We start from the raw sequence: 25,988 nt of genomic DNA, 5'->3' as shown, positions 1-25,988 counted from the left end.
GGATGATCAGGCGGGCACGACGTTGTGGTTGCGCGCGAAGAGGTTGCGCGGATCCCACGTCGCCTTGACCGCGGCGAGGCGCGCCATCGTGTCGGCGGGGTACATGCGGCTCGCGAAGGCCGGATCTGTCGACGTCGAGAAGTTGCCGTACACGCCGCCGCCCTGCGCCTCGAGCGACGCCCACGCACCCTCGAGCCGGGCACGCTCGGCGTCGTCGACCACCCCGGGGATGTCGAACCCGCCGGCCATGAGGAACCACGTCGCATCGCGTGCGGGGAACGGCGTCGCGTCCTGCGGGACATCGCCGTACGCGCCGCCGAGCGAGCGGAGGAACAGCACCGAGGCCGGCGTCGACTCGCGGAAGGCGACGAGCTCGTCGACCAGCTCGTCGTCGAGAACGCGGGCGAGCGTGTTGCCGCCGATGAAGCCAGGGATCTGCTGCCCGGGCTCGGGTTCGGGGTGCTCGAGCAGGATGTCGGGGTAGTCGCGCACCGCGATGTCGCGCTCCTCGACGCCGTCGAGGGCGAGGAGCGGCGCGAGCACGGCGCGGAGCGCGTCGACGTCGTCGCCGATCCAGCACGCGGCGATCGAGGCGCCCGCGGGGGCGCTCGGGTCCATCGCCGGCACGTCCATGAAGGTGAGGGTGAGCTCGCGCGGCGCCGTCGCGAGCAGATCGCGGACGGCGCGCAGAATCGGTCGCGTATCGCCCGAGATGCCGAGCTCGGCCCACACGATCGAGCTCAGGTCGTGCGCCCGGAAGTCGAACCGGGTCACGACGCCGAAGTTGCCCCCGCCGCCGCGCAGCGCCCACAGCAGCTCGGGATGCGAGGCCTCGGTCACCTCGACGACCTCTCCCTGTGCGGTCACGAGCTGTGCCCCGACGAGCTGGTCGGCCGCGAGGCCCCACGCCCGCACCATCCAGCCGATGCCGCCGCCGAGCGTCAGGCCGCCGACGCCGACCGATGCCGTGTCGCCCGAGCTGATGCCCAGGCCGTGCTCGCTCAGCACCTGGGCGACGTCGCCCCAGCGGGCGCCGCCGCCGATGCGCACGAGTGCTCCCCCGTCGCGATCGCCGACGACTTCGACGGCGTCGAGCGCCGAGAGATCGATGAGCACGCCGTCGTCGAGCGTGCACCAGGCGCTGTGACCGCCGCCCCGGACGACGGCGACGCGGCGCGCGGCGGCCGCGAATCGGACGGCCTCGCTGACATCGTCGAGGTTCGAGACGCGGACGATGACGTCGGGACTGCCGGTGCCGGCATGCGACGCGCGGGCGGAGTCCCAGCCCTGGTCCTCGGCGGCGAGGACCGCTCCGGAGACGGAAGTGCGCAGAGGTGCGATATCCATACCGGGGACGCTACCGCGAGTCCCCGACATCGGCATGGGGTGATGTCAAGCGCCTGTGCACCACGCCACCACGGACTACCGTCGGGAGACCGGGACGGGAAGGCGGTGGGATCGGCGTGCGGATCGCGATGCTCGGGCCGATCGCCTGGCGGACGCCGCCGAGGCATTACGGTCCGTGGGAGCGCGTCACGAGTCTCCTGACGGAGGGCCTCGTGCGGCGCGGCGTGGATGTCACACTCTTCGCCACGGCCGACTCGATCACGGCGGCGCAACTCGATGCTGTCGCACCCCACGGATACGCGGAGGACAGCGCACTGGACGGCCGCGTCTGGGAGGCCCTGCACGTCGGCCATGTCCTCGCGCGCTCCGGCGAGTTCGACCTCGTCCACAACCAGCTCGACTGGCTTCCCCTCGCCTTCTCGGAATCGTGGCGGGCCCCCATGATCACGACGATCCACGGATTCTCCGGTGGAGGCATCCTGCCCGCCTATATGAAGGCGCGATCCGCGTTCGTCTCCATCTCGGAATCCGACCGCTCGCCCGACCTGCCGTACATCGCGACCGTGCACCACGGCATCGACTTCGGCGAGTTCGAGGAGGTGCCGACGCCGGGCGTCGACCTCGTCGTCTTCGGCCGCATCCACCCCGACAAAGGCACGGCCGAAGCGATCGCGATCGCCGCGCAGGCGGGACGGCGGCTCGTCATCTGCGGGATCGTCCAGGATGAGGCCTACTTCGCGACGCACGTCGAGCCGCACATCGACGGAGATCGCGTCGTGTATCGAGGATCGGTGGGTCCGCGCGAACGGGCGGAGGTGCTCGGGAGCGCCGCCGCGCTTCTGCATCCGATCGACTTCGACGAGCCGTTCGGCCTGTCTGTCGTCGAGGCGATGGCGTGCGGCACCCCCGTCATCGCCTACCGCCGCGGGTCGATGCCCGAGGTGATCGACGACGGCGTCACGGGGTTCGCCGTCCGCGGACGCGACGAAGCCGTGGCTGCGATTCCGCTCGCCGCGCGACTGGATCGGCGAAGAGTGTGCTCTCGCGCCCGTGAGCGCTTCGGCGTCGAGCGGATGGTGGACGACTACCTCCGCGTGTACGAGACGGTGCTTCGGGATTCGTCGTTTGTCAAGGGTTACTGAGCGGGTATTCCCGGATGCTGTAATGCCCTGGGGAGCGCGGAGCGCTCCCCAGGCGCCTCGCCCACGCCGCTCCCTCGCGCGAAATCAGAACCCCTCGCGCCAGGAAGAAGGCCCAGATGACCCGATTCGGGATCCTCTCGACGTATCCGCCCACCCGCTGCGGCCTCGCGACGTTCTCGCTGGCGCTGCAGACCGCGCTGACCGCATCGCGCGGCGACCAGGTGTCGATCGTGCGCGCGCTGGACTCTCCGAGCGAACGCGCGGCGGAGAGCAGGATGCCGCGGCGACACCCCGACGCCGAACTGGTCGCCGGCGACCCTGCCAGCATGCGCAGGGCCGTCGCGGTCCTCGACTCGTGCGACGTGGCGATCGTGCAGCACGAGTACGGCATCTACGGCGGCCCCGACGGCGACGAGGTCGTGTCCGTTCTGCGGCAGCTCCGCTCGCCCGCCATCGTGGTGCTGCACACGGTGCTCCCCTCACCCTCGGCGCACCAGCGCGCCGTCCTGGAGGCGGTGTGCGAGCACGCGGCATCCGTGGTCGTGATGACGCTCCTTGCACGCGACACGCTGCTCGCGGCCAATCAGGTGGACCCGGCGAAGGTGGTCGTCATTCCGCACGGTGTCGCCTCGCTGCGCGACCCGGATGTCTCGTCCGAGCGCTCCGCGCGACCTCGCATCCTGACATGGGGACTCATCTCGCGCGGAAAGGGTCTCGAGTGGGGCATCCGCGCCGTCGATCGCCTGCGCGATCTCGACGTCGAGTACGTCATCGCGGGTCAGACTCATCCCAAAGTGCGCGCCGTCGAGGGCGAGGAGTATCGCCGCCACCTCGAGTCGGTCATCCGCGACCTCGGGGCGGGCGGCTTCATCCGCCTCGACGATCGCTACCTCGCCACTGAGGAGCTCGGGCGCCTCGTCGAGACCGCGGACATCGTCCTGCTGCCCTACGAGTCCAGCGAGCAGGCGACCTCGGGCGTGCTCGCCGAGGCCGTCGCCGCCGGGCTGCCGGTCGTGGCGACGCAATTCCCCCATGCGATCGAACTCCTCAGCGGCGGAGCCGGGATCATCGCGGCGCACGGCGACCCGGAATCGATGGCCGGGGCGTTGCGAAGCATTCTCGAGGCGGACCCCACCTCGAGACGGGCACGTGAGGCTGCCGCGCGGCGGACGTCGCCGGCCACCTGGCCGGTCGTCGCCGACGAGTACCGGTCGCTCGCCGCCTCCATCAGGGCAGAGCGGGCGGCATGACGGCGTGGGATCGGGCGCCCGTCTTCGACCACCTGCGAGCGCTCAGCGACGACGTCGGAGTGTTCGAGCATGCCCGGTTCGACGAGCCGCGACGTGACCTGGGCTATTGCGTCGACGACGTCGCCCGAGCCCTCATCGTGCTCGCACGCGAGCGCGCACTCGCCCCGGATCTCTTCGTGATCGCGCGGCGATGCCTCGCGTTCGTGGTCGAGGCAGTGGCTCCCGACGGGCGCGTGCACAACCGCCGGACGACGGACGGGCGCTTCACCGGTCGAGCCGGCGTCGGCGACTGGTGGGGCCGCGCGGCCTGGTCGCTCGGGGTCGCGTTCGCGAGCCTGCCCCTCAGCAGCGACACCGCCGGAGCACTGGAGGCGTTCCATCGCGTCGTGGGCCGACGACCCCGGCATCTGCGACCGATGGCCTTCTGCGCGCTGGGTGCTGCCGATGTGGTCCGGATCCTGCCTCGAGATCGCGCTGCACGCGACGTGCTGCGAGACGCCGCCGAGATGATCCGCGTGCAGCCCGACTCGGAGTGGCCCTGGCCCGAGCCGCGACTGCACTACGCGAACGCCGTGCTTCCCGAGGCCGTCCTGGCCGCCGGCGCGGCTTTGCACGACGCGAAGATCATCGAGCGCGGGCTCGAGATGCTGTCGTTCCTGCTGAAGATCGAGACGAGCGACGGGCACCTTTCGGTCACCGGCACGCAGGGACGCGGACCACACGACCACGGCCCGCAGTTCGATCAGCAGCCGATCGAGGTCGCCGCGATCGCGGACGCGTGCGCTCGAGCCTTCCGCCTCACGGGCGATGAGCGATGGCGCGACGCGATCGTGATGGCCTGGGCGTGGTTCACGGGCGGCAACGACGGGAGAACACCGCTCTTCGACCCCGAGACCGGCGCGGGCTACGACGGACTCACGCCCCACGGGCGCAACGAGAATCGCGGAGCCGAATCGACGCTCGCGATGCTGAGCACCTACCAGCAGGCTCGGCGGCTGGGCGTGCTGAGTACCGTGGGGACATGAGCCTCACGGCGCACGAGGCGCTCCTCGAGCATGATCCCGGGCGTGTCGTGACGCGCCTGTTCCTCCCTGAGGAGGACCCCGCGTCGTCCGAGACGCGCGTGGATCGAATGGTGGCGCGCGTACTCGCATTGACGCCGGACCAGCTCGCCGCGACGGCGGAGCGAGCCGTCGGCGAGTTCGCATCGCAACACCAGGATGCCGAGGCCATCCTCATCTCGCATGCCGAGGCTGTCGCCGATCGCTCGACCGGCGCTGATGGTCTCACGCGGGAACAGAAGGTGGTGATCGGCTCGATCTTCACGGCGGACTTCGCGGTCGAGGGTGCGGCGCTGTGCAACCCCAGCGCGGTGCCCCACCCATCCCAGGAGGGGCTCGGACCCGATGAGCTGCGCATCGCGGTCTCACTGCGCTGCATCGGCGAAGGCCACATCTCCTCGATCGGCTTCGCCGAGGCCGTCGTCGGCTCAGATGGGTCCTGGACGTTCGGCGAGCGCGCGCGGCCGCTGCAACGAGCGCGCATCGAGGACGGTGAGTGGTCGCGTGCACATTTCCGGCGAATGCTCGCCGACGAAGGAGCGCTCGGCGATCTCGCGAGCACCGTCATCGCGACGCTGCCCGACCGGTTCCGGCGAGCCGACCTCGAAGCGGCGATCGGCGGCCTTCCGCACGCAGTCTCCATGCGTCCGAGCACGGCCCCCACGCTGCACCTGCTCCGCGAGCTGAGCATGGGTGCATACGATGCCGCGTTCGCCCCGGATTCGCCGCTGAGCGCCCGCACCCTCATGCCGGTGACCCCCAGGGAGGACCACGGAGTCGAGGACGCCCGCTTCGTGCGCTTCACCGACGAGGACGGCGACCTCGGCTATCGGGCCACGTACACGGCGTACGACGGCCGGCACATCGCTCCGCGGCTCATCACCTCCCCCGACCTCGTCGACTTCGCGTTCCACCGGCTCAGCGGCACGGGTGCGCACAACAAGGGCATGGCGCTGTTCCCGCGTCCGGTGAGCGGGCGCCAGTTCGCCCTCACTCGCCTGGGCGGCCAGAGCATCTCGCTCGCGTCGTCCGACGACGGTCTCGTCTGGAACGACGAGGGTCTGCTCTGCGAGCCCCGCGAGACCTGGGAGCTGATCCAGCTGGGCAATTGCGGATCGCCGATCGAGACCGCGGCGGGGTGGCTCGTGCTCACGCATGGCGTGGGGCCGCTGCGGACCTACTCGCTCGGCGCCCTGCTCCTCGACCTCGACGACCCGTCGAGGATCATCGCCCGCACGAGGGATCCGCTGCTCAGGCCGACGGGCGCGCTCGTCGAGGGCTACGTGCCGCGCGTCGTGTACTCGTGCGGGGGCATCGTCCACCGCGACACGCTGTGGATCCCGGTCGGCGTCGGCGACTCGCGCGTCCGGGTCTACTCGACCCCGCTCGGCGATCTGCTGTCGGCGCTCGACCCCGAACCGCCTACAGCCAGCCGCGGCGCTTGAAGATGAAGTACAGCGTGACGCTCGTCGCGATCATGAGCCCGAGCGCCATGGGATAGCCCAGCGGCCACGACAGCTCGGGCATGTAGTGGAAGTTCATGCCGTAGATCGTCCCGACGAGGGTCGGCGCGAACAGGATCGCCGCCCACGACGACACCTTCTTGACCTGGTCGTTCTGCGTGATGCTGTGCTCGGTCATGCGGCGCATCGCGTCGTTGTTGGCCTGCTCCACGAGGGTCGCGTGCACACCGAGCGCCGACTCGAGAGTGTGCCGGAAGGCGTCGACCCTGTCGGTCACGTGCCGTGCCGTGTCCTCGAGCTCGCGGAAGGCGGGGGCCGCGGCATCCTGATCCGATTTCGCCATGATGTCGCGCACACGCTCGATCATCGCGGGAAGCGGCGCCGTCGCGTGCTGGAGGTCGATCACCTCGCGCTGGAGCTTGAAGATCCGCCGGGACACGCCCGCGCCGTGCGAGAAGAGCTGTTCCTCGATCTCGTCGATGTCGTTCTCCACGCCCGCGAGCACCGGGCCGTAGCCGAAGAGCACGTGCTCGACCATGCCCCACAGGACGCCGAACGGCCCGCCCGCGAGCACCTGGGGGTGCTCGGCGAGCTTGTCGCGCACGACCGAGTCGTCGACGCGGTCGTCGCTGTCGACGGACAGCACGTAGTCGGGGCCGATGAACAGATCGATCTCGGAGCACTCGACCGTCTCGCGGTCGTCGTAGTAGTGCGCGGGCTGCAGCACGACGAAGGTCATGTCGCCGTAGCGCTCGAGCTTGCTGCGCTGATGCCCCTTGAGGCTGTCGCGGATGGCGAGCGGATGCAGGCCGAGGACCTGGCCGAGACGTTCGAGATCGTCGGCGTCGGTGCGGCTGAGCGAGATCCAGGCGAGACCGCCGCGGGAGCGGGCCTCGCGCACGGCAGCCTCCGGGTCCTTCTCGTCGGCGACGCGCGCCCCGTCGACGTAGACCCACGACTCGATGAGCGCCATGCAGCAACCCTAAGTCTCCGCCCGCGAACGGTCGTGAGACTCCACGGACGGCACGCAAACTGCGTACCTCTCGCGGAGCTGCGGCCGACGGGAGACCCCGTCCGCGCGGACGACCAAGGGGACAGGCGCGCGCGGACGGGGAGTCTTTCACCCGCGCGTGATGTCGCGGACCGAGCCCTTCTCGAGGCGCAGCCGGCGCCGCGCGCGGCGCGCGACCGCCGAGTCGTGCGTCACGACGATGAGCGTGAGCCCCTCGGCGTTCAGCGACTCGAGCACCAGGAGGATCTCGTCGCGCATGCTCTCGTCGAGGTTGCCCGTGGGCTCGTCGGCGAGGAGCACCCGTGGGCGCTTGACGATCGCGCGGGCGATCGCGACGCGCTGCTGCTGTCCGCCGGACAGCTCGCCGGGACGATGGTCGCCGCGATCCGCGAGGCCGACGTGCGCGAGCGCCTCCGTCACGCGCTCCTTGCGCTCGGTCTTGGACAGGCCGAGCGGCTCGAGCGCCATGTCGACGTTCTCGTGCGCCGTCAGGGTCGGGATGAGGTTGAAGCCCTGGAAGACGAACCCGATCTCCTCGGCGCGCAGCCGGCCGAGCTGCGCGTTCGACGCCCTGGCGACGTCCATCTCGCCGAGGAGCACGGATCCCGACGACGGGCGGTCGAGCGCGCCGAGCAGCTGCAGCAGCGTGGACTTGCCGCCGCCCGTCGGGCCCTGGATCGTGACGAAGTCGCCCGCGGCGATCTCGAGGTCGACCCCCGTGAGGGCCTTCACGACGCGTCCCTTCTGCTGATACGTGCGGGTCACGCCGGTGAGCCGGTAGGCCGGCCCGGGAGGGGCGTGGGGTGTGAGTTCGGCGGGCGAGCTGTCGGTGATCGTCATGGCTTCGTCTCCTGTCGTGGGTGCCTGATCCGGAATGGTGTGCATGGATGCCTCAACCGACCGACCGCAGCGCTTCGGCCGGGCTCAAGCGCGCTGCGCGCCAGCCGCCGAAGGCGCCGGCGATGAGTCCGCCCGCGATGGCGAGGCCGACGGCTGCGACGACGACCCACACCGTCACGGGTGCCGTGAGGACGATGTCGGAGGTGGTCTGCGACAGCGCCTGCATGAAGCCGCCGCCACCGCCGCTGGGACCGCCGCCGGGTCCGCCCGTCTGCGCCGTCGGCGCCGACGAGATCGTGGGCTGGATGATGTTGATCGCGAGGATGCCTGCGAGGCCGATGACGAGGCCGATCGCGCCGCCGATGAGCCCCTGCACCACGGACTCCCCCGCGACCTGGCCGACGACGCGGCCGTTCGACCAGCCGATGGCCTTGAGCGTTCCGAACTCACGCGTGCGGCGCGAGACGCCGGAGATCGTGAAGAGCACGGCGAGCACGACGGCGACGGCGAGCACGAGGATCGACAGCCACGTGCCGAGGTTCGTGATGAGCGACGTCGCGCTGGAGAGTGAGCCCGAGACGGTGGAGGCGAGGTCGGACTGCGAGCTGACGGTGGCGTCGGGAAGCGCGGCCTCGATAGAGGACTGCACGGCCGAGATGTCGCTCGCCGACTCCGCCTGCACGTACACCGTCGAGACGACGTCGCCGGCACCCGAGAGGGTCTGCGCGACATCCAGCGGGATGTAGACGTTCGCGGCGGTGTCTGCCGTGCTGCCCGTCGAGGCGATGATGCCGACGATCGACATGTCGGTGCCGCCCACGTCGATCGTGCCGCCCACCGCGAGGTCGTTGGAGGTCGCGTAGGTCTCGTCGAGCACGGCCACGTTCTGGCCATTGTCGTCGGTCGAAAGCGCGCGGCCGTCGACGACCGAGACCGCCGAGAGCGGTCCGACCTCGGTGTTGGAGGCGTCGACGCCGAGCACCGTGAAGGAGTTCACGTCGAACGAGCCGCCACCGAAGCCGCCGCCCTGCTGGCCCTGCTGGCCGTCCTGCGGGGGTTGCTGCTGCGTTCCGTCGGTGCTGCCGCTGTCGGACGGGCGCTGCGGGAGCTGGCCGTCGAAAGTCGTGTTGGTGAGCGAGAGCGCACCGGATGCCGCCGCCACGCCGTCGACGCCGGCGACGGTGTCGATCGTCGACGAGTCGAGCGTGCCGCGCATGAAGTCGGTCATGAGGCGGGACTGGCTGATGTTGGTGGTGCCGTCGTCGGCCGTCGATCCGTCGTCCTGACCGAAGTCGAACCGGCGGCCTCCGCCTTCGCCCGGCTGCGCCTGGGCGCCCGTCACGGTGAGGTCGGTCCCGACGCCGTAGACGGACTGCAGCGCCTGGGTCTGCGCGGCGCTCACGCCCGCCGACAGGGCGTTCACGATGATGACGAGTGCGATCGCGATGGCGAGGCCCGTCGCGACGATGATCGTCTGCTTCTTGCGGCCGGCCAGCTCCCGCCGCAGATACGTCCAATACATGGGTCTCCTCTCGGCAGGCGGAAGGCCGGCCGTCAGCGAAGACGGTAGGAAGGGCGCCGATGGGACGGTTCAGCGCAGACTATGAGCGGGTTATGAACGGCGGGATGCGGCATCCCGGACCCTCTTCCTCTTTCACAGACGACGCATAGGATTCCCCATAGGATCCGCAAAGGTAGGCGGCTCAGGATAGTGGCATGACCGTGACAGCTCCCGTTCCCGCACTGCACCGTCCCGACGGCTCGGCACTCCGAGTGCTCGTGGTCGACGACGAGCAGATGCTCACCGACCTGCTCTCCATGGCGCTGCGCATGGAGGGGTGGGACGTGCGGACGGCCGCCTCCGGCTTCCAGGCGCTGCAGGCCGCGCGCGACTTCGACCCCGACGCCATGGTGCTCGACATCATGATGCCGGACCTCGACGGCATGGCCGTACTGCAGCGGCTGCGCCAGTCGGGCAACGATGTGCCGGTGCTGTTCCTGACCGCGAAGGACGCCGTGAGCGACCGCGTCGCGGGCCTCACCGCCGGCGGCGACGATTACGTCACGAAGCCCTTCAGCCTCGAAGAGGTCGTCGCGCGCCTCCGCGGCCTCATGCGGCGCGCCGGCACCGCGCTCGCGAGCGACGCCGAGCCGATCCTGCGCGTGGGCGACCTGTCGCTCAACGAGGACAGCCACGAGGTCGAGCGCTCCGGCGAGGAGATCGAGCTCACCGCGACGGAGTTCGAGCTGCTGCGCTACCTGATGCGCAACCAGCGCCGCGTCGTCTCGAAGGCCCAGATCCTCGACCGCGTGTGGAACTACGATTTCGGCGGACGCTCGAGCGTCGTCGAGCTGTACATCTCGTACCTGCGCAAGAAGATCGACCAGGGCCGCGAGCCGCTCATCCACACGGTGCGCGGCGTCGGCTACATGATCAAAGCCCCGCAGTGACAGTTTCAGCCCCGATCGCTCGTCCGACGCGTCGCCGCCGGCCCTGGAGCCTGCAGACGCGGCTCATGGTCACGATCACGGGCATCGTGGCGCTGATCCTCGTCGGCATCGCCGTGGCGATCAGCGCGGCCCTCGGGCAGATCCTGCAGGAGAACCTCGACGCGAAGCTGCAGCAGACCGCCAACCTTACGGTCCAGACTTATCAGCGGATGCAGGGCCCGCTGGGCAGCGGCGCCGATGTCACCGCTGCCGACACCCTCAGCCAGGTGCGCCAGCAGGGGGCGCTGTTCATCGTGCGTCCGTTCAACGGCGCGGCGTCGGGCGCCGTCGTCGAGTCCGACGGCACGGTGACGGAACTCACCGACGACCAGATCGGCGACGTGCTCAACGACCTCACACGCACGGGAGTCGACTCGATCGACATCCATGGACTCGGGGAGTACCGCGTCGTGGCCGGCCAGGTCCAGGGCGCGGGAGTCCTGATCGGCCTGCCGCTCAGCGAAGTGCGCAACACCGTCACTCAGATCATCACGGCCGTGCTCATCGTGACGGCCGCGGGGCTTCTTCTGATCGCGCTCGCGATCATCCTCATCGTGCGCCGCGGACTGCGTCCGCTGCGGGCCGTCGCCGACACCGCCACCCGCGTCGCGGCACTCCCGATGTCGGAGGGCGCCGTCTCGATCAACGAGCGCGTGGCGGCCGACGAGGCCGACGAGCGCACCGAGATCGGCCGCGTCGGCCACGCCCTCAACACGCTTCTCGACCACATCGACTCCTCGCTCGATGCGCGCCAGCGCAACGAGGAGCGGATGCGGCGCTTCGTCGCCGACGCGAGCCACGAGCTGCGCACTCCCCTCGCCTCGATCCGCGGATACAGCGAGCTGTCGCTGCGCGCGATCCGTCAGGCGGAGACGAACGGCGGATCGGCACGCATGACGGTGGAGACGACGGGTCAGTCGCTCGAGCGCATCCAGGCGCAGTCGCTGCGCATGACGACGCTCGTCGAGGATCTGCTGCTGCTCGCCCGCCTCGACGAGGGGCAGGAGCTCGTGTACGGCAGCGTCGACCTCACGCGGCTCGCGATCGAGTCCGTCGCGGACGCGCGGCCGGCCGGCCCTGAGCACGACTGGGTGCTCGAGGTCGGCGAGGAGCCCGTCGTCATCGCGGGAGACTCGGGGCGCCTGCATCAGGTCGCCGCGAACCTCCTCGCGAACGCCCGCACCCACACGCCCGAGGGCACGACGGTGACGGTGACCGTGTCGCGCGAGGGCCACGACGCCGTGCTCCGCGTGCACGACGACGGACCGGGTGTCGATCCCGCCGTCAAGGACGAGCTCTTCGAGCGCTTCTCGCGCGCCGACCGCTCACGCGCCCGCAAGACGGGCGGCACGGGACTCGGCCTGTCGATCGCCAAGGCGATCGTCGACGCCCACGGCGGCACGATCTCGGTCGCAAGCGAACCCGGCGACACGACGTTCGAGGTGCGCCTGCCGGCGAGGCCGGCCGACCCCACGGCATCCTGACCCGCTCTCCCTCCGCCGTCGAGGCAGCGTTCGCCGGCTGCACCCGCGGCGATGTGCGGGTGCGGCATCCCGGCACCCGCACAATGCCGCGGGCGAGCACGTGAGCGTCCCGCTCAGCCGCGGCGATCTGCGGGTGTCGTCGGTGCAGACCCGCAGAATGCCGCGGGCGAGCCCCAGCGTCGGCATCCCGACGCCGCTCGACCCACTCCGCCGTCGAGGCAGGGGATCTCGCCGAGACAGGGTGACACGCCACCTGACCTCGGCGAAATCCCCTGTCTCGACGTTCGCAGGCAGCGTTCGCCGGCTTCACCGCGGCGATCTGCGGGTGTCGTCGGCGCAGACCCGCGCAATGCCGCGGGCGAACCCCAGCGTCGGCATCCCGACGCCGCTCGACCCACTCCGCCGTCGAGGCAGGGGATCTCGCCGAGACAGGGTGACACGCCACCTGACCTCGGCGAAATCCCCTGTCTCGACGTTCGCAGGCAGCGTTCGCCGGCTTCACCGCGGCGATCTGCGGGTGTCGTCGGCGCAGACCCGCGCAATGCCGCGGGCGAACCCCAGCGTCGGCATCCCGACCCCGCTCGACCCGCTCCGCCGTCGAGGCAGGGGGTTCTCGTCGAAACAGAGGGCCGCGCCCTGCGGCTCGGCGAGAATCCCCTGTCTCGAGAACTGGGGGCAGGTCAGTAGCCCGAGAAGGCGTCGGTCGCGATCGAGCGGGCCCGCTCGAGCGCGGGAGCGAGCTCGGCGAGCAGGCCGGGAGGGCCCGAGATGTACGCGTGACGCGACGAGATGTCGGGCACGACCTTCAGCAGGCCCTCGGCGTCGAGCCGCACTCCCCGCGCCCATATCCAGTGCCGGGGAAGGTCGGCGGGGCGGTCGCGCGTGAAGATGATGACCGGGATGCCGGATGCCTCGAGCTCCGCGCGGAACGCGAGCTCGGAGGCGTCCGATGCGACGTAGACCAGCACGACGTCGCGGTCGTCGCCGGCGAGGCGCTGATGGCGCAGCTGCGATACGAACGGCGTGATGCCGATGCCCGCCGCCACCATGAGGATCGGCGCTGCGCCGCGCTTGGGCATGACGAAGTCGCCCCACACGCCCGTCACGGCGAGCGCGCCGCCCGGCTGCACCTCGGCGAGCGCCTTCTTGTACGAGCTCTGCGGCTTGACGCCCGGGCCCGCCACCTCGCGGAACGCGACCGACAGCTCGGGGAGGTCTTCCGGGGCCGATGCGATGCTGAACTCCCGGCGCGTGCCGCGCGCGTCGGGATGGCGGTGCGGCACATCGAGCTCGAGGTACTGGCCGGGCAGGAACGCGAGCCGGTCGTGCGTGCGGAACGTGAGCTGCTTGACCGTCGGGGTGAGCTCGGTGCGCGAGACGAGCGTCAGCTTGACGGCCGAGCGCAGCGAGAACGCGAAGACGAACGCGACGGCGTTGCCGACGAGGAGCGCGCGCTCCTGGCCGAGCGTGACCTCGCCGATCGCGATGGGCCAGCCCGCCAGCACGCCGACGACGCCGGCGACCGTGAACTGCTGCCAGCGGCGCGGCGGCATCGTGAGCGGCTCCGACAGCATGAACGCGCCGAGGAACAGGAACGGCGAGGCCCACAGGATCTGCCAGAACATCGTCCACGCGTCGAAGGTCAGACCCGCCGCCTGGTACTGCGCCGACGTGCGCAGCACGGCGACGGCGACCGCGACGACGAGGAAGACCGTGACGACGCGCACCTTCTCCGTGCGCAGCAGCACGAGCGCGCCCAGGACCACGACCGGGGCGGCGAGGACGGGCGTGCCCACCCACCACGACGACGCGCCGAGCGCGGGAACCCACACGCTGATGATCGTGAGCACGGCGGCGCCGACCGCCGCCGGGTTGAAGATGTGGCGTCCGCGCCACGCGAGGACGTACTTCGAGACGGATGCCACGAAGCCGGCGAGCGCGATCCCGAGGAGCGCGACGAGGTCGACGGTGGGCCGCAGGACGAACAGCAGGATCCCCGCCGTGATGAGCGACGACTCGATGCGCCACGGGAGCTTCAGGATCGACTGGGCCACGGCATCCGTCGCGGCGCAGACTCCCGCCAGCACGGCGGCGGTCGCGAGCAGCTCGAACCACGTCGGAGCCACAAGGCCCCCGAACGAGACCAGGAGGGCGATGCCCGCGAGCGCCACGAGGCACAGGAACGCGAGGCGGTACATCGAGAGACGACCCAGCACCGCGAACACGCGGTTCCAGAGCGCAGTGAGGGATCCGATCACCTGAACAACTCTGCCTTACTGCCAGGAGACCACTCGACGCGGCCGTCGCTGGTCATCCGCACCCAGTCGACGCCCCACTCGTGCGCGAGGCGGGGTCCGCCGTCGAAGAAGAGCGCCGTCGCGGCGGCGTCGGCGCGCATCGCGGTGGGTGCGACGGCCCACGTCGCGACGATGGAGCGCACGGGATGCCCCGTCCGCGCGTCGAGCACATGGTGCAGGCCGTCGCCCCATGCGCGCCGGTTGGTCGCCGACGCGCAGAGCGCGGCATCCCGGACCTCCATCACCCCGATCGCGCGACGCGGGTCGTAGGGATGCTCGAGCCCCACGCGCTCAGGGCCTCCGCGCACGGCGAGGTCGCCGCCCGCGTCGACGACGACGTCGCCGTCGGCCCACGCAGAGGTCACCTCGAGCACGAGGTCGACGAGGCGCCCCTTGCCGAGCGCACCGACGTCGACGACCGCCGGCTCGCTCAGGGCGAGCCGCCCGTCGCCCCACTGGAGGATGCGCTTCCAGGCGGGCGCGGGCATCGCGCCACGGTCGACGAACGAGTAGGTCGCGTCGTACCCGCGCCGCGCGAGGGTCTCGCCCACGAGCGGGTTGACTGCGCCGTCGGTGGCGGCGGAGAGCTCGGCGTACACGTCGAGCATCGTCGCCGCGTCGACGGGCGCGGGCTCCGATCCGCCCGATGTCGCGAGACGCGACACGACCGAGTCGGCGCGGAACCGCGACCACGCGGCGTCGAATCGGTCGATGCACTCCGCGACGGCGGCCCGCGCGTCGTCAGGCAGAGGCGAGGGCGTCTCGATCTGCCAGACGGTGCCGATCGCGTCGAACCGCCAGACGGCGGACTGGGCGCCGGCCACGGGGATCAGCCTGCCGCTTCGGCCTTGATCTGCTCGATGGCGTCGTTGAAGCCGCCGCTCGTGAGCGACGAGCCCGCCACGCGGCTCACCGAGAGGGAGTCGATGTCCTGACCCACGACGACGTCGGCGATGCCGCCGATGAACTTGCTCTGGTACTCCTGCGACTCTCGGGCCTGAGGGCTGCCGCTGACCTCGACGTCGGTGATGACGTCGTCCTTCAGCGTCACGGTGACGCTGATCGTCTCGACGCTCTCGGGCGTCGCGTACGAGCCCTCCGCCGTGTAGGTGCCGTCGGCGTAGCCGCCGGTGCTCGAACCGGAGTCGGTCGTGGTCGAGCTCGAACCGGAGTCGGTCGTGGTGGTGCCCGTGTCGCTGGAGCCGGTGTCGGCGGTCGCGCTCGAGTCGGTCGCGGAACAGCCCGCCAGGGCGATCGCTCCCGCGACACCGACGACGGCGGCGCCGACGCGGAGCGGGCGGGGTACGGCGGTGGTGCGGATCATGATGGTCCTCCTTCTGTCGTGCCTCGCGGCGTACTTGCCACGTTATGGGACACGACTCAGGCGACCGTCCGGTTCAGGCTATGAAGGTCCTTTGAATGCAGCCGCATGCATCAGCGACGACGACGGAACACCGCCTTGAGCACCTCGACGATGAAGAAGATGGCGATCGAGAGGACGACGGGGAGGATCCAGGATGCCGCGGCCAGCGGCTCCGACTCGAAGAGCGTGTTCATGACGGGCACGTACGTGAAGATCAGCTGCAGCACGATGAGCGCACCCGCCGAGATCCAGATCATGCGGTTGCCGCGGAAGACGTCGCCGGTGATGCTCGAGCGCGACATGAAGCGGCAGTTGAGCAGGTACGCGAGCTGGCCGAGCGCGAGCATGAGGACCGCCTCGGTGCGGGCGTACGCGACGTCGACGCCGGCGGCGTTGACGCCGTAGAAGACGCCCATCGTCGCGCCGCCGATGACGACCGACACGATGAGCACGAAGGCGAGCTCGCTGCCGTTGATGATCGGCCCGCCGGTGCGTCGCGGCGGGCGCGTCATGATGCCCTTCTCGGCGGGCTCGTAGGCGAGGGCGAGGGACAGCGTGACGGCCGTCACCATGTTGACCCACAGCACCTGCACCGAGGTCAGCGGCAGCGTGAGCCCGAACACGACGGCGACGAGGATCACGAGCGACTGCGCGCCGTTGGTCGGCAGGAGGAAGACGATCGACTTGCGCAGGTTGTCGTATATGCGCCGGCCCTCGGCGATCGCGCTGCGGATCGTCGCGAAGTTGTCGTCGGCGAGGACGACCTCGGCGGCCTCCTTCGTCGCCTCGGTGCCCTTGATGCCCATCGCGATGCCGACGTTCGCGCGCGTGAGCGCGGGGGCGTCGTTGACGCCGTCGCCTGTCATCGCGACCACTTCGCCGTGCGACTGCAGCGCCCGCACGATGCGGATCTTGTGCTCGGGGCTCGTGCGCGCGTAGACGTCGACGTCTCGCACGACCTCTTTGAGCTGCTCCTGGGTCAGTGCCTCGAGGTCGGCGCCCGTGAGCACGCGCACGTCCTCGCCGCGCACAAGGCCCATCTCGCGGCCGATCGCGAGTGCCGTGCCGGCGTGGTCGCCGGTGATCATCTTCACCTTGATGCCGGCCGTGTGGCAGTCGGCGATCGCGTCGATCGCCTCGGGGCGCGGCGGGTCGACGATGCCCCACACCCCGAGGAACTCGAGGCCCTCGAGGTCGTCGATCCCGATGCCGTCGACGCTCGCCGGGACAGGCTTGCGCGCCGCGGCGAGCACGCGCAGCCCCTGCGCGCTCAGCTCGTCGATGACGGCCTCCCAGCGGACGATGTCGAGGGACTCCGCTCCGGCCGCGCCGCGCTGCGTCGCGGAGCGCTCGAGCAGCCGATCGGGGGCGCCCTTCACGAGGATCGCCCGCGAGCCGTCAGCGCCCTGGTTGAGCGTCGCCATGAACTTGTTGGCCGAGTCGAACGGGATGACCCCGACGCGCGTCGAGCCGCCCGCGTCGAGGCGCCCCTTCATGGCGACGACCTTGAGCGCGCCCTCGGTGGGCTCGCCGACGAGCTGCCACAGCGCCTGACCTGAGCCTGTCGAAGGGCCGCCGCGCACGATGTGCGCGTCGTTGCACAGCAGCGCGACCGCGAGGACCGCCGTCAGGTCGCCCCCCACGCGAGCATCGCCGACGGGGCGGATCTCGCCGGCCGGGTCGTAGCCGAGTCCCGTGACGTCGTACGCTGCGATCGGCGTCACGATGCGTCGCACCGTCATCTCGTTCTTGGTCAGGGTGCCGGTCTTGTCGGAGCACACCGTCGTGACCGAGCCGAGCGCCTCGACGGCGGGGAGCTTGCGGGTGATCGCATTGCGCCGGGCCATCTGCTGCACGCCGAGCGCAAGGGTGATCGTGACGAGCGCCGGCAGACCCTCGGGGATCGCCGCGACGGCGAATCCGATCGCCGCCGAGATGAGCTCGTCGAACGGCATCTGGTGGAGGAAGCGGCCGATCAGGAGCATGACGGCGGCCATGCCCAGGATGACCACCGTCAGGACCCGTCCGAATGAGTCGAGCTGCTGCGTGAGAGGCGTCGCGAGCGATCCCGCCTCGTCGGCGAGGCTCTGGATCTTTCCGATCTCGGTCGTGGTGCCCGTCGAGGTCACGATGCCGCGTCCCTGTCCCGCCGACACGATCGTGCCCGAGAACGCCATCGACGACCGGTCGCCGACGCCGGCCTCCGCCGCGACGGGGTCGACCTCCTTCGACGCGGGCACCGACTCCCCCGTGAGGGCCGATTCGTCGATGCGCAGCTGGAACGCCTGGATGAGCCGCACGTCGGCGGGCACCTTGTCGCCGGGCATGAGGCGGATGACGTCTCCCGGCACCAGTTCGGCGGCGGGAACGGTCGCCCATCCGCCGTCGCGCCGGGCCGAGGCATCCGCCGACAGCATCCCCCTGATGCCGGCGAGAGCCTTCTCGGCGCGCCCTTCCTGGATGTAGCCGACGATCGCGTTGATGATCGCGACCGCCATGATCACCCAGAAGTCGAGCCAGTCCCCCATCACGGCCTTGATGACGGCCGCGGCGATCAGGATGTAGATGAGGGTATCGTTGAAGTGCGCGAGGAACCGCACGATCGCGGGCTTGCGCTTGGGCTCCGGAAGCTCGTTGCGCCCGACGAGCTGGAGCCGGCTCACGGCGTCGTCGGTCGTGAGTCCGCGTTCGTCGCTGCGCAGCTCGCGCGCGACCTCGTCGACCCCGAGCGCGAACGGGCGCGCGACGACGAGATCCGCTTCGGTGACCTGAGCTGCCATGCGAGGCTCCCTTCGACAGGGTCAGGCTAAAGCACGCCCGCCGCCGTCGGCAGATTCACGTGCGCCGATTCGCGGCGCCCTCCACGAATCGGCGCAACCGAACAAGCCCGAGTGCCTTCAGTTGCGCCGATTGGCGGCGCCGTCGACGAATCGCCGCAACCGAACGGGTGCGTTGGGGTGGCGGAAGGGTCAGGCCGCGCCGTCGAACATGCTCGTGACCGAGCCGTCCTCGAACACCTCGTGGATCGCGCGTGCGAGCAGCGGCGCGATCGGCAGAACCGTGAGCGACGCGAAGCGCTTTTCGGCGGGCAGCGGGATCGTGTCGGTCACGACGACCTCGTCGATCGCCGCGCTCTGCAGCCGCTCGGCGGCGGGGTGCGAGAAGATCGGGTGCGTCGCGGCGACGATGACACGCTCGGCACCGTTGGCCTTGAGCGCCTCGGCGGCCTTCACGATCGTGCCGCCCGTGTCGATCATGTCGTCGACGAGGAGGCACACGCGACCGTCGACCTGGCCGACGATCTCGTTGACCGTCACCTGGTTGGCGACGTTGGGGTCACGGCGCTTGTGGATGATCGCGAGCGGCGCGTCGAGGCTGTCCGACCAGGTGTCGGCGACGCGAACGCGGCCCGTGTCGGGCGAGACGACGGTGAGCTTCTCGCGGTCCTCCCGCGAGAGCGTGCGCTCGAAGTAGTCGAGCAACACGGGCTTGGCGAAGAGGTGGTCGACGGGACCGTCGAAGAATCCCTGGATCTGCGCCGCGTGCAGGTCGACGCTCATGACGCGGTCGGCGCCCGCCGTCTTGAGGAGGTCGGCGACGAGGCGCGCGCTGATGGGCTCGCGGCCGCGGCCCTTCTTGTCCTGGCGCGAATACGGGTAGTACGGAGCCACGACCGTGATGCGCTTCGCCGACGCGCGCTTGGCGGCGTCGAGCATGATGAGCGTCTCCATGAGCCACTCGTTGACGGGTGGGCCGAAGCTCTGGATGAGGAAGAAGTCGCAGCCGCGGATGGAGACCTCGAAACGGGTCAGGATCTCCCCGGACGCGAACGTCCGGTACTCCGTCGGCACGAGCTGCGTGCCGAGAGACGCGGCGACGTCGGCGGACAGGGCGGGGTGCGAACGACCCGATGCGACGACGAGCCGCTTCTTCGTCTTGGCGACGAGGCCGGGTGCGATGTCGTTGTCGCGGTCAAGGTCAACCGTCTTCGTCTTGCGCGCCATCGCCCGCCTTCTGTGCGGACCGGGCTCGCGCTGCCACATCGGCGGCGCCGGTGCCCGGTCGGTTCTTCTCCACCCACCCCTCGATGTTCCGTTGAGGGGCGACGCTCAGAGCGAGTGCACCGGCCGGCACATCCTTGCGGATGACCGCCCCGGCCCCGGTCTTCGCGCCGTCTCCTACCCTAACGGGCGCGACGAAGACGTTGTGCGACCCGGAGTGCACCTCGTCGCCGATCTCGGTGCGGTGCTTCGCGAGGTCGTCGTAGTTCGCCGTGATGGCGCCCGCGCCGAGATTGACGTGGCGGCCGATGGTCGAGTCGCCGATGTAGGAGAGGTGCGGCACCTTGCTGTCCTCGCCGATCGTCGAGTTCTTCACCTCGACGAACGTGCCGATCTTGCCCTTGGCGCCCAGAATCGCGCCCGGCCGGAGGTAGGCGAACGGGCCGACGTTCGCGCCCGCGCCGATGACGGCGAGCGTCGCGTCGGTGCGCGTCACGACCGCCCCCTCGCCCACCTCGCAGTCGACGAGGCTCGTGTCGGGCCCGATCACAGCCCCCTCGTCGACCACGGTCGCACGCAGGATGTGCGTGTTCGGCAGCACCGTGACGTCGGGCGCGAGCTTCGCGGTCACGTCGATCCACGTCGTCGCGGGGTCGAGGATCGTCGCGCCCTCGAGCTGCCAGCGGCGCACCGTGCGGGCGTTCAGCGTGCGAGCCGCCTCGGCCAGTTGCACGCGGTCGTTGACGCCGAGCGCGGCTGCGGCATCCGGAGCCGTCGAGACGGCGACCGGCAGGCGCGAGTCGTGGAGCAGGCCCACGACGTCGGTGAGATACTTCTCGCCCTGCGCGTTGGCGGTGCCGACGAGCGCGATGTGCGTGCGCAGGTCGCCTGCGCGGAAGACGTAGACGCCGACGTTGATCTCGGTGACGGATGCCTCGTCGGGGGTGGCATCCTTCTGCTCCACGATGCGCTCGAGGTTTCCGGAGCCGCCGCGGATGACGCGGCCGTAGCCGGTCGCGTCGTCGACGACGGCGCTCATGACCGTGACGGCGGCGCCCGAGCCGCGGTGCGTCGATACCAGCGTCGTGAGCGTCGCGCCGTCGAGGAGCGGCACGTCGCCGCTCAGCACGAGCACGTCGCCGTCGAAGTCGCCGAGCTCCGCGAGCGCGATCTCGACGGCGCGGCCCGTGCCGGGCACCTCGTCCTGATCGACGACGGTCGCCTCGGGGTGCGCGTCGAGCACGGCCGACGCGACGAGGTCGCGCTCGTGCCGCACGACGACGAGCACGCGGGCCGGCGCGAGGCCCTGAGCGGTGTCGAGCACATGCCCGACGAGCGGGCGCCCGCCGATGCCGTGCAGCACCTTGGGGAGCGCCGACTTCATGCGGGTGCCCTGGCCTGCGGCCAGGACGACGACAGCGAGCTGCGTATCGGTCATGCTCCGCCGCCAGGACTCGAACCTAGACCTCACAGCTCCAAAGGCTGTCGTGCTGCCATTACACCACGGCGGACCGGCCGCGACTCGGACGCCGAGGCCTCGACAAGTCTGCCATGGCGAGCGGACGGACCAGGGGCAGGCGGGCGGGTGGAGCCCCTCGATAATGGAGGGATGGCAGCAGAGGCGGACGAGGTCGATCGGATCGTCGAGGCGTGGATCCTGCAGCGACCCGACCTCGACTTCTCGCCCCTCGAAGTGCTCTCGCGCGTCGACCGCCTCTCGCGGCACCTCGACCGCGCGCGGCGCGACGCGTTCCGCCGCAGCGAGCTGGAGCCGTGGGAGTGGGACGTCCTGTCGGCGCTCCGCCGCGCGGGCGAGCCCTTCCAGCTGAGCCCCAAGCAGCTGCTGCAGCAGACGCTCGTCTCGAGCGGCACGATGACCAACCGCATCGACCGGCTCGTCGGCCGCCGGCTCGTGCGACGCGAGCAGGACCCCGACGACGGGCGCAGCATCCTGGTCACCCTCACCGAAGACGGGAGAACCAGAGTGGATGCCGCGATCACGCGCCTGGTGGATGCCGAGTCACTGCTGCTGGCGAGCCTCTCGCGCGGCGACCGCGAACGGCTCGCGGGCCTGCTGCGCAAGCTGAGCCTCGGCTTCGATGTGGGCGAGGGCTGATGGCGCACCTGCTCGGCGGCGAGGCGCTGCACCTCGAGTTCCCCACGAAGGTCGTCTTCGACTCCGTCTCGCTCGGCGTCGACGAGGGCGACCGCATCGGCATCGTCGGCCGCAACGGCGACGGCAAGAGCTCGCTGCTGGCGATGCTCGCGGGCAGGATCCAACCCGACGGCGGACGCGTCACGGTCCGCGGCGGCGTGCGTGTCGGCGTGCTCGACCAGGGCGACACGCTCGACGACACGCACTCGATCCGTGAGGCCGTCGTCGGCGACGCCGCCGATCACGAGTGGGCGGGAGATGCCCGCGTCCGCGACGTCATCGCGGGGCTCCTCGCCGACCTCGACTGGGAGGCCTCCGTCACGAACCTGTCCGGCGGGCAGCGCCGCCGCGTCGCGCTCGCGAAGCTGCTCGCCGGCGATTGGGACGTGCTCGCGCTCGACGAGCCGACCAACCACCTGGACGTCGAGGCGATCTCGTGGCTCGCCGAGCACCTGAAGACGCGCTGGGCGCGCGGCAGCGGAGCGCTCCTCGTCGTGACGCACGACCGGTGGTTCCTCGACGAGGTCTGCACCGCGACGTGGGAGGTGCACGACCGCATCGTCGAGCCGTTCGAGGGCGGCTACGCGGCGTACATCCTGCAGCGCGTCGAGCGCGACCGGCAGGCCGCCTCGATCGAGGCGCGGCGCCAGAACCTCGCCCGCAAGGAGCTCGCGTGGCTGCGCCGCGGCGCGCCCGCGCGCACGTCGAAGCCGAAGTTCCGCATCGACGCGGCGAACGCGCTCATCGCCGACGTGCCCGAGATCCGCGACAAGGTCGCGCTGCAGTCGCTCGCCGTGAACCGGCTCGGCAAAGACGTCGTCGACCTCCTCGACGTCAGCGTCGACTACGACCGCCCGATCCTGAAGGACGTCGAGTGGCGCCTCGCGCCCGGCGAGCGCACCGGCATCCTCGGCGTGAACGGCGCCGGCAAGTCGACGCTGCTGGGGCTCATCGCGGGCACCGTCGAGCCGACGGAAGGCCGGGTGAAGCGCGGCAAGACCGTGCAGGTCGCGACCCTCACACAGCGGCTCGACGACCTCGACCCCTACCTCGACGAGCCGGTGCGCATCGTCGTCTCGCGCCTGCGCACGAGCTACACGTTCGGCACCGGCTCCAAGGCGCAGGAGCTCACGCCTGGTCAGCTGCTCGAGCGCATGGGCTTCCAGTCGGCGCAGCTCTCGACGCCCGTGAAAGACCTCTCCGGTGGGCAGCAGCGCCGACTGCAGCTGCTTCTGATCCTCCTCGAGCAGCCGAACGTGCTGATCCTCGACGAGCCGACGAACGACCTCGACACCGACATGCTCGCGGCGCTGGAAGACCTCCTCGACTCGTGGCCGGGCACGCTCATCGTCGTGTCGCACGACCGCTATTTCATCGAGCGCGTGACCGACCAGCAGTACGCGATCCTCGACCGGCACCTCCGCCACCTCCCCGGCGGCGTGGACGAATACCTGCGGCTGCGCACGGTGCAGAAGAACCGGGTCGAGCCTGCCTTGACCGCGACGCCGGCCGCGGCATCTCCGAGTCTCTCCGGCGCGGACCGCCGCGCGGCCGAGAAGGAGCTGTCGTCGATCGACCGCCGCCTCGAGAAGCTCACCGCGTCGATCGGGGCGCTCGACACCCGGTTCGCCGACGCGCACGACGACTACGCGCGCCTCACGGCGCTGCAGTCCGAGCGCGCGACGCTCGCCGATGAGCAGGCGACGCTCGAGGAGCGCTGGCTCGAGCTCAGCGAGGCGCTCGAGGCCTGACCCCTCGGCCCTCGGATCAGGGCCGGAGCAGCACCTTGCCGGCACGGCCGGGCTCGAAGTTCGCGCGCGCGGCGAGCGCGATGTCGTCGAACGAGTAGGTGGCGTGCACGGGCAGCGTGAGCGCGCCCGAACGGATGCGCTCGAGGAGCTCGCCGAGGAGCGCGGCCCGCCGCTGCGGATCCATGGTGGCGCTGACCCTGCTCCCCCAGAAGCCCTTCACTGTGGCCTGCTTGAAGATGACATCGCCGGAGCCGAGCTGCATGACGGGCGAGGCCATCGCACCGAACACGACGAGCGTGCCGTTCTCGGCGAGGAGCGAGAGCACGTCGCCGCTCGCCGTACCGCCGACCGAGTCGACTCCTGCGGTGATCGGCTTGCCGCCCGTGATCTCGAGCACCTCATCGCGCCATCCGTCGTGATCGGTCGCGACGACACGACGGATGCCCTGGGCGGCGAGCTCGTCCACGCCCGCGGAGCGGCGCACCAGGCCCACGACCTCCACGCCGCGGGCGGCGGCGAGCTGCGCGAGGAGCCGGCCGACGGCGCCGTTCGCGGCGTTCTGCACGAACCATTCGCCCTCGCGGAGGTCGAGGTGGTCGAGCAGGGCGATCGCGCTGAACGGCATCGACACGAGCTGCGCGGCCGTCTCGTCGCTCAGCCCGTCCGGCACGCGGATCAGGCCCGCCGCCGAGGCGACGAACCGCTCGGCCCACACGCCGAAGGTGCCGCCGGTGGCGACGCGCCGGCCCGGCGTCAGGCCGGTGACACCCGCCCCGACCGCCTCGACGACGCCCACGGCCTCGGTACCGGCGCGCGCGGGAAGCTCGGGCTTGTATCCGTACGTTCCCTGCACCGTCCAGAGGTCGTGGTTGTGGATCGGCGAGAGCACCATGCGCACGAGCGCCTGACCGGGCCCGGGCTCGGGAGTCGGCACCTCTTCGACGGCGAGGACCTCGGCAGGATCGCCGAACGAGTGGTGGATGAGTGCGCGCATGGGATCTCCTCTGAGGATCGCGTCAGTACCAGAAGCTCAACCGCGCGGGCACCGGCCACGCGAACAGGCGCGCAGCGGCGAACACGTCCGTCGCCTCGACCCGGCCCGCTGCGGTGAGCGTCGCGAGCGACACCGACCCGAGGTACGCGGCGGACAGCTCAGCGACGCCGAGCCGCACGACCGGCAGCCCTTCGGGGATGTCCGTCGAGACCGTCGCCGTGCCGTCGGCGTCGACCTCGAGCAGCCAGCGGCCCTCCGCGAACCCGAACGGGTCGGTCACGTCGAGCACGACGGAGCCGGATGCCGCGTAGCGGCGTGCCGTCAGCGCCGCGGGCACGTCCAGGATGCGGAGGTACTGGTGGTCGCGCACGGTCACCGTCGCGGCCCGCCGGTCGCCGATCATCCAGAAGACCGGCTCCTCGACAGCGAGCTCCGAGGCCTCCACCTCGCCGATGAGGTCGAGCTCGAGCACGAAGCGCCAGAGCGCGGCGTACGCATCGGCGGTGGCGGCGACGAGGCGGAGCAGATGGGCCTTCGACCGCGGGAAATCCGCCTCGTTCTCGCGCACCGTGTACAGCGCGACGCCCTGCAGCTCGCCCGCGGCATCGGTGTACTGCAGGGCGCGGATCCGCTCGGGATGCTCGGCGTCGGGCCGCGTGCCCGCGAAGCGGTCCCAGTGCCCGACGGGCATCGCGATCTCGCCCGGCATGGCCCGCCGCGCGCGATCGTGCAGGTCGGGGGCTACCTCGCGGAAACGCTCGCGCGTGATGAAGTCGATGCGGCCCGGCGTCGCAGGACCCGTCCACCGCACGCGGGTCGTGTCGATGCGCCCGCGCGCGCTGTAGGCGGCGGAAGCGAACCCGAACCGGCCGTAGATCGTCGACTCGCTCACGGTGAGCATCGCCATCGGCACGCCGAGCTCGTGCGCGACGCGCAGCTCGCCCGCCATCATCGAGCGCAGCAGTCCGCGCCGGCGGTGCGTCGGCGCGACCGTGACCATGCTGATGGCGCAGGACGGGATGCCGCCCCCGCCCGGCACCGTCAGCTCGCCCACCCACGACGCGAACGTGCCGATCGGCAGGCCGGGCAGGGGGCCCGAGGCATCGAAGACCCCGGCGAGCCGGCGCTGCACGATCCGCTCGGCGACGGCGCGCGTGTGCTCCTCCTTCGGCTCGGAGGCGAGGAATCCGCGCTCCATCGCCCGGAGCCACTCGACGACGCCGTCGGCGTCGTCGTTGGCGACGATGCGCAGTTCGAGATCCTGAGCGGCCAGAGCGGCCCGCGACTCCTCGTCGACGGGCGCGTCGTGATGGCGCGCGGCGAGGTCGTCCATGGTGG

Annotated in this window: 20 protein-coding genes and 1 tRNA gene; 8 read left to right on the top strand and 13 right to left on the bottom strand. The window is 70.9% G+C overall.

Translation table 11 applies throughout. The features are described 5' to 3' along the window. Nucleotides 1-6 precede the first annotated feature (6 nt). Entirely contained in the window at nucleotides 7-1,347 is a 1,341-nt protein-coding gene (locus ACH3VR_RS04800; protein WP_396639604.1) for an FAD-binding oxidoreductase, read from the bottom strand. Between the two features lie 116 nt (nucleotides 1,348-1,463). On the opposite strand from ACH3VR_RS04800, the gene ACH3VR_RS04795 reads away from it, so the two are divergent. The 4 genes from ACH3VR_RS04795 (at nucleotide 1,464) to ACH3VR_RS04780 (ending at nucleotide 6,245) form a co-directional block, all read left to right on the top strand. Further along, nucleotides 1,464-2,489: a glycosyltransferase family 4 protein gene (locus tag ACH3VR_RS04795; protein WP_396639603.1), complete on the top strand. Its 1,026-nt coding sequence runs from the start codon at nucleotides 1,464-1,466 to the stop codon at nucleotides 2,487-2,489. Nucleotides 2,490-2,605: 116 nt separating this feature from the next. Then, complete coding sequence (locus ACH3VR_RS04790; protein WP_396639602.1) at nucleotides 2,606-3,739, top strand: glycosyltransferase; 1,134 nt, start codon at nucleotides 2,606-2,608, stop codon at nucleotides 3,737-3,739. Further along, the gene (locus ACH3VR_RS04785; RefSeq protein WP_396639601.1) at nucleotides 3,736-4,764 is read left to right on the top strand and encodes a glycosyltransferase; all 1,029 of its coding nucleotides are present in this window, start codon (nucleotides 3,736-3,738) and stop codon (nucleotides 4,762-4,764) included. Before ACH3VR_RS04790 ends, ACH3VR_RS04785 begins: the two co-directional genes overlap by 4 nt. Beyond that, nucleotides 4,761-6,245 carry a glycoside hydrolase family 130 protein gene (locus tag ACH3VR_RS04780; protein WP_396639600.1) on the top strand — a complete coding sequence of 495 codons (1,485 nt, stop codon included), beginning with the start codon at nucleotides 4,761-4,763 and terminating at the stop codon, nucleotides 6,243-6,245. The genes ACH3VR_RS04785 and ACH3VR_RS04780 overlap by 4 nt, the downstream gene beginning before the upstream one ends. Here the strand turns inward: ACH3VR_RS04780 and ACH3VR_RS04775 are convergent. The 3 genes from ACH3VR_RS04775 to ACH3VR_RS04765 form a co-directional block, all read right to left on the bottom strand. Next, entirely contained in the window at nucleotides 6,223-7,236 is a 1,014-nt protein-coding gene (locus tag ACH3VR_RS04775; RefSeq protein WP_396639599.1) for a magnesium and cobalt transport protein CorA, read from the bottom strand. The two genes, ACH3VR_RS04780 and ACH3VR_RS04775, sit on opposite strands and share 23 nt — an antisense overlap. 147 nt (nucleotides 7,237-7,383) lie before the next feature. Further along, nucleotides 7,384-8,115 carry an ABC transporter ATP-binding protein gene (locus tag ACH3VR_RS04770; protein ID WP_396639598.1) on the bottom strand — a complete coding sequence of 244 codons (732 nt, stop codon included), beginning with the start codon at nucleotides 8,113-8,115 and terminating at the stop codon, nucleotides 7,384-7,386. Between the two features lie 52 nt (nucleotides 8,116-8,167). After that, nucleotides 8,168-9,637 (bottom strand): ABC transporter permease, encoded by a 1,470-nt coding sequence (locus ACH3VR_RS04765; RefSeq protein WP_396639597.1) that lies wholly within the window; start codon nucleotides 9,635-9,637, stop codon nucleotides 8,168-8,170. 194 nt (nucleotides 9,638-9,831) lie between these two features. On the opposite strand from ACH3VR_RS04765, the gene ACH3VR_RS04760 reads away from it, so the two are divergent. Both ACH3VR_RS04760 and ACH3VR_RS04755 read left to right on the top strand, forming a co-directional pair. Continuing rightward, nucleotides 9,832-10,566, top strand: a complete 735-nt coding sequence (locus ACH3VR_RS04760; RefSeq protein WP_396639596.1) for a response regulator transcription factor — start codon at nucleotides 9,832-9,834, stop codon at nucleotides 10,564-10,566. A gap of 65 nt (nucleotides 10,567-10,631) precedes the next feature. After that, nucleotides 10,632-12,089 (top strand): sensor histidine kinase, encoded by a 1,458-nt coding sequence (locus ACH3VR_RS04755; protein WP_396639595.1) that lies wholly within the window; start codon nucleotides 10,632-10,634, stop codon nucleotides 12,087-12,089. A 680-nt stretch (nucleotides 12,090-12,769) separates the two neighbouring features. Here the strand turns inward: ACH3VR_RS04755 and ACH3VR_RS04750 are convergent. The 7 genes from ACH3VR_RS04750 to ACH3VR_RS04720 form a co-directional block, all read right to left on the bottom strand. Beyond that, nucleotides 12,770-14,347, bottom strand: a complete 1,578-nt coding sequence (locus ACH3VR_RS04750; RefSeq protein WP_396639594.1) for an FAD-dependent oxidoreductase — start codon at nucleotides 14,345-14,347, stop codon at nucleotides 12,770-12,772. After that, nucleotides 14,344-15,219, bottom strand: a complete 876-nt coding sequence (locus ACH3VR_RS04745) for an FAD:protein FMN transferase (RefSeq protein WP_396639654.1) — start codon at nucleotides 15,217-15,219, stop codon at nucleotides 14,344-14,346. Before ACH3VR_RS04745 ends, ACH3VR_RS04750 begins: the two co-directional genes overlap by 4 nt. Next, the gene (locus ACH3VR_RS04740; protein ID WP_396639593.1) at nucleotides 15,216-15,710 is read right to left on the bottom strand and encodes an FMN-binding protein; all 495 of its coding nucleotides are present in this window, start codon (nucleotides 15,708-15,710) and stop codon (nucleotides 15,216-15,218) included. The genes ACH3VR_RS04745 and ACH3VR_RS04740 overlap by 4 nt, the downstream gene beginning before the upstream one ends. 110 nt (nucleotides 15,711-15,820) lie before the next feature. Further along, nucleotides 15,821-18,529 carry a cation-translocating P-type ATPase gene (locus ACH3VR_RS04735; protein ID WP_396639592.1) on the bottom strand — a complete coding sequence of 903 codons (2,709 nt, stop codon included), beginning with the start codon at nucleotides 18,527-18,529 and terminating at the stop codon, nucleotides 15,821-15,823. 189 nt (nucleotides 18,530-18,718) lie between these two features. Further along, complete coding sequence (locus tag ACH3VR_RS04730) at nucleotides 18,719-19,753, bottom strand: ribose-phosphate diphosphokinase (protein WP_396639591.1); 1,035 nt, start codon at nucleotides 19,751-19,753, stop codon at nucleotides 18,719-18,721. Continuing rightward, nucleotides 19,728-21,188 (bottom strand): bifunctional UDP-N-acetylglucosamine diphosphorylase/glucosamine-1-phosphate N-acetyltransferase GlmU, encoded by a 1,461-nt coding sequence (glmU, locus tag ACH3VR_RS04725; RefSeq protein ID WP_396639590.1) that lies wholly within the window; start codon nucleotides 21,186-21,188, stop codon nucleotides 19,728-19,730. Before glmU ends, ACH3VR_RS04730 begins: the two co-directional genes overlap by 26 nt. A gap of 1 nt (nucleotide 21,189) precedes the next feature. Further along, nucleotides 21,190-21,261, bottom strand: a tRNA-Gln gene (locus ACH3VR_RS04720). A 98-nt stretch (nucleotides 21,262-21,359) separates the two neighbouring features. On the opposite strand from ACH3VR_RS04720, the gene ACH3VR_RS04715 reads away from it, so the two are divergent. Beyond that, nucleotides 21,360-21,866 (top strand): MarR family winged helix-turn-helix transcriptional regulator, encoded by a 507-nt coding sequence (locus ACH3VR_RS04715; RefSeq protein ID WP_396639589.1) that lies wholly within the window; start codon nucleotides 21,360-21,362, stop codon nucleotides 21,864-21,866. Then, nucleotides 21,866-23,656: an ABC-F family ATP-binding cassette domain-containing protein gene (locus ACH3VR_RS04710; RefSeq protein ID WP_396639588.1), complete on the top strand. Its 1,791-nt coding sequence runs from the start codon at nucleotides 21,866-21,868 to the stop codon at nucleotides 23,654-23,656. The genes ACH3VR_RS04715 and ACH3VR_RS04710 overlap by 1 nt, the downstream gene beginning before the upstream one ends. Before the next feature lie 16 nt (nucleotides 23,657-23,672). On the opposite strand, the gene ACH3VR_RS04705 is transcribed toward ACH3VR_RS04710, so the two are convergent. Further along, complete coding sequence (locus ACH3VR_RS04705; protein WP_396639587.1) at nucleotides 23,673-24,650, bottom strand: zinc-binding dehydrogenase; 978 nt, start codon at nucleotides 24,648-24,650, stop codon at nucleotides 23,673-23,675. A gap of 22 nt (nucleotides 24,651-24,672) precedes the next feature. Then, nucleotides 24,673-25,983 carry a GNAT family N-acetyltransferase gene (locus ACH3VR_RS04700; RefSeq protein ID WP_396639586.1) on the bottom strand — a complete coding sequence of 437 codons (1,311 nt, stop codon included), beginning with the start codon at nucleotides 25,981-25,983 and terminating at the stop codon, nucleotides 24,673-24,675. Nucleotides 25,984-25,988: the final 5 nt, after the last annotated feature.

The sequence above is a fragment of the Microbacterium alkaliflavum genome, from assembly GCF_044325405.1.
Lineage (GTDB): Bacteria > Actinomycetota > Actinomycetes > Actinomycetales > Microbacteriaceae > Microbacterium > Microbacterium alkaliflavum.
Note: the sequence above shows the minus strand (reverse complement) of the source record. Positions and strands in the feature narration are given on the sequence as shown.